Origin of the sequence: Burkholderia sp. AU45388 (genome assembly GCF_030481585.1) — a bacterium.
Classification (GTDB): Bacteria; Pseudomonadota; Gammaproteobacteria; order Burkholderiales; family Burkholderiaceae; genus Burkholderia; species Burkholderia sola.
On sequence record NZ_JAUJPV010000053.1, the window covers coordinates 1 to 3,472 of the forward strand.

2 protein-coding genes and 1 pseudogene are annotated in these 3,472 nt (G+C 71.1%); all 3 read right to left on the bottom strand.

What is annotated here, in order from left to right:
• The coding region (locus QZM72_RS35305) for an efflux RND transporter periplasmic adaptor subunit (protein ID WP_301740423.1) at positions 1-1,137 on the bottom strand (1,137 nt) is incomplete at its 3' end.
• Entirely contained in the window at positions 1,137-2,987 is a 1,851-nt protein-coding gene (locus QZM72_RS35310; RefSeq protein ID WP_301740424.1) for an efflux transporter outer membrane subunit, read from the bottom strand. The genes QZM72_RS35305 and QZM72_RS35310, both read right to left, overlap by 1 nt.
• A gap of 2 nt (positions 2,988-2,989) precedes the next feature.
• Positions 2,990-3,472, bottom strand: a pseudogene (locus QZM72_RS35315) (glycosyltransferase family 2 protein); the annotation flags it as partial.

Here is a 3,472-nt window from a genome sequence, read left to right on the forward strand (position 1 = left end):
CGCGACGCCGTCGTGCACGCGCGTGCTGACGGCCGGCGTCGGCGGCTCGCTGTCGAGCGCGTGACCGTTGCGGTCGTGCGTGTCGACCGTCGCGCGCATCGAGAGCCCGACACGCAGCGGATGCGCGGCGAGATCGCGCGGATCGAGCGCGATCACCACCGGCACGCGCTGCACGACCTTGATCCAGTTGCCGGCCGCGTTCTGCGACGGCAGCATCGAGAACGCGCTGCCCGTGCCCGCCGAGAAGCCCTGCACGCGGCCGCGATAGGCGATGCGCGAGCCGTAGAGATCCGACACGACCTCCACCGGCTGACCGACGCGCATGTGGCGAATCTGTCCTTCCTTGAAATTCGCCTCAACCCACAGCCGGTTGAGCTGCACGATCGACATCAGCGGCACGCCGGGCCCGACCTGCTGGCCGACCTGCACCGAGCGCTGCCCGATCGTGCCGTCGACGGGCGCGACGATCGTCGTGCGCTTCAGGTTCCGGTACGCGAGCTTGAACTGCGCGGCCGCCTGCACGACGGCCGGGCTTTCGTCGACGGGCAGCTCGCTGCCGAGCGCGCGCGCCGCGTCGAGCTGCGCCTGCGCGGCCGCGAGGTTCGCCTGCGCGCCGGCCACCGCCGCGCGCGCCCGCGCCAGTTCTTCCGGTGCGACGATCTCGACCGACGCGCCGGAACGGGCGGCGAGCGCACGCTGCGCGAGCGCCAGGTCGGCGCGCCGCGCATTCACGGCCTCGACGTACATCGTGTTCGAGATCTTCGCGTTCGCGACCTGCCGCACGGCCTGCGCGAGCTGCGCCTTCGCCTGCGCGAACGCGACGGACGCCTCGGCATCGTCGAGCCGCACGAGCGTCTGTCCGGCGCGCACGGCCTGCGTATCGGCAACCACCACGTCGGTCACGGCGCCCGGGATCTGCGCGGCGACCTGCACGATGCTGCCCGCGACGTACGCGTCGTCGGTGTCTTCGTAATAGCGCTCGCTCAACATCCAGTACGCGATCCACGCGATCGCGGCCAGCAGCACGATCGCGAAGAACACGGTGAAGCGCTTGCGGCGCGTCGCGCGGCGCGCGTCGAGTGCCGGATCGTTCAGCGCGGCCGGCGGCGCGGCGGAGTGAAGGTTGTCGTGGTGCATCAGTCGCTTTGCGTAACGATCAGACGATCGTGCTGGAAGACGGGAATCGCGGGCATCGGCGACACATCCCGCGTCGGGCTCGCCGAGGCCGTGCGCGCGAGAACGGGTGTGCCGCGCGGCGCTGCGACGGGTTGGGCCGAGCCGACCGTGGACGGGCGCGCCGTGTCATCGCGCCGTGCGGATTCAGGCGCGGGCGCGGCTCTCGCCGTGGCGGCCGCCGCCGACATTGCCGTGCTCCGTGCGGACGAGTCATTCGACGGGCTCGCCACCGCTCCCCGGTTCGCGGCCACGGCAGTGACCGCCCCGCGCCTGGCCGCCCCACTACGCGCCCGCTGCACGGCCGGCGTCCGCGTCTGCGCGACCGTTGCGCCCGCATCGAATCCGCCGCCCAGCGCGCCGACCAACTGAACGCGCAGCGACCGCTGTTTGCCGAGCAGCGCGATCATCTGCGCGCGCTCGTCGATCAGCGTGAGATCCGCGACATCGACGTCCTTCTGCATCAGCACGCCGCGCCGATGGCGATCCGCCGCAATCTGCACGATCTTCTGCGCGGCCGCGACCGCGTCCTGCTGCTGCGCGACGAGCGTCTGCGACGTCTGCAACGACGTGACGAGTTGCGCGACTTGCCCGAGCGCGTCGTCGACGGTCTTGTTGTACAGCCCGATCGCGACGTCGGCCTGCGCGACGTCCGCGCCGAGCTTCGCCTTCAGCCGGCCGCGATCGAAGATCGGCAGCGAGATCGCCGGGCCGACGGAGCCCGCGAGCGAATCGCGCGAGAACAGCGATGCAGGCGTCAGCGCGAACACGCCGCCGAGCGCGACGAGGTTCACGTCCGGATAGAACTGCGCACGCGTCGAGTCGGCGTTCGCGAACGCGGCCTCGACCCGCAGCCGCGCGGCGACGATGTCGGGCCGGCGGCCGAGCAGGTCGGCCGGCAGCCGGGCGGGCAGCGGGCCGACCGCGAACGCGCCGACGCGCGGCCGCTGCAGCGCGAGCCCGCGCTCCGGGCCACGGCCCGACAGCACGCCGAGTTGCAGTTGCGCGAGCTTGATCTGCTCGTCGTTCAGCGCGATCTGTTCGAGCAGGCGGCTGCGCTTGATCGCCGCATCGCTCGCGTCGTACGCGTTGTCGAGGCCGCGCGCGGTGCGCTCGCGCAGCACGGCCGTCACGCGCTGGCTGATCTTCAGCTTCTGCTGCAACAGGTCGCGCACCGCATACGCCTGATCGAGCTGGCAATACACGGTGACGATCGCGACGGCAAGCGTGAGCCGCACCTGTTCGGCCTCGACGCCGGCCGCGTCGCGCAACGACATCAGGCTCTTCGTCGCCGCGCGGTTCTTGCCCCACAGGTCGAGCTGGTAGTTCAGCCCGACGAAGATCGACGAAGGCGACACGTTCGGATCGCCGAAGATCTGCACCGGCACGCGATAGCCGCCGGCCGTCACGTCGGCGATGTCGCCGGGCTTCGGCATCCGCGCGCGGCTGATCGTCGCGCCGGCCATGCCGGTCAAACCGGTCAGCGAATCGAACTGCTGAAGCTGCGCCTGCGCGATCCGCAACCGCGCCTGGGCAACCTGCACATCGGGACTGTTCTGCGACGCCTCGGCGACCAGGTCGTCGAGCTGCGGATCCTGCAACTGCTTCACCCAGTCGGGCGCGGGCCACGCGCCGCTCGCGCCGGGGCCGACGGTGTGCGCGAGCGCATCGTCGGCCGGCGTGCGCAGCGACAGCGACGGCAGGAAGCCCGATGGTACGCATCCGCCCAACGCGAACAGCATGGCCGCCGCCGCGACCATCGAGCCGCCCTTCACGCCACGCGCCGAACCGGCCGCTTTCGTCAAACGCCGCATCGTCACCCCTGCCGAACGCGCTGCGCCCGCGCGGCCAGACGCGGCCGCGTGCGCTCGAGCGGGCCGAGCCGGCCAAACAGGCCGTCCGCGACGCCGAACAGGATGCCGGCCAGCTTCGCGCGCTTGTCGCGCTCGACCAGCGCGATCTGCACGACCTGCCACACGGTCAGCAGGTTCGGCACGAGCGCCACCGGGAAACGCAGCCCGTACTGCATCCCGAGCTGCACCGCATTGCGCGCGCTGTAGTAGCGCCGTTGCCACGAGTGATTCATCGACGTCATTTCAAAAGGGCCGAGCGCGTGCCGCTGTTTCGCGCCGATCCGGTGCGGCAGCACCAGCGACGGCACGACATAGAGCGGCACGTTGCGCGACAGCGCGCGGAAGCTGTATTCGGTATCGACGTGATCGATGAACAGCGTCTCGTCGAAGCGGCCGAGCACGTCGAACGCGTCGCGCGACACGACGCAGCCCGACGAAATCAGGAA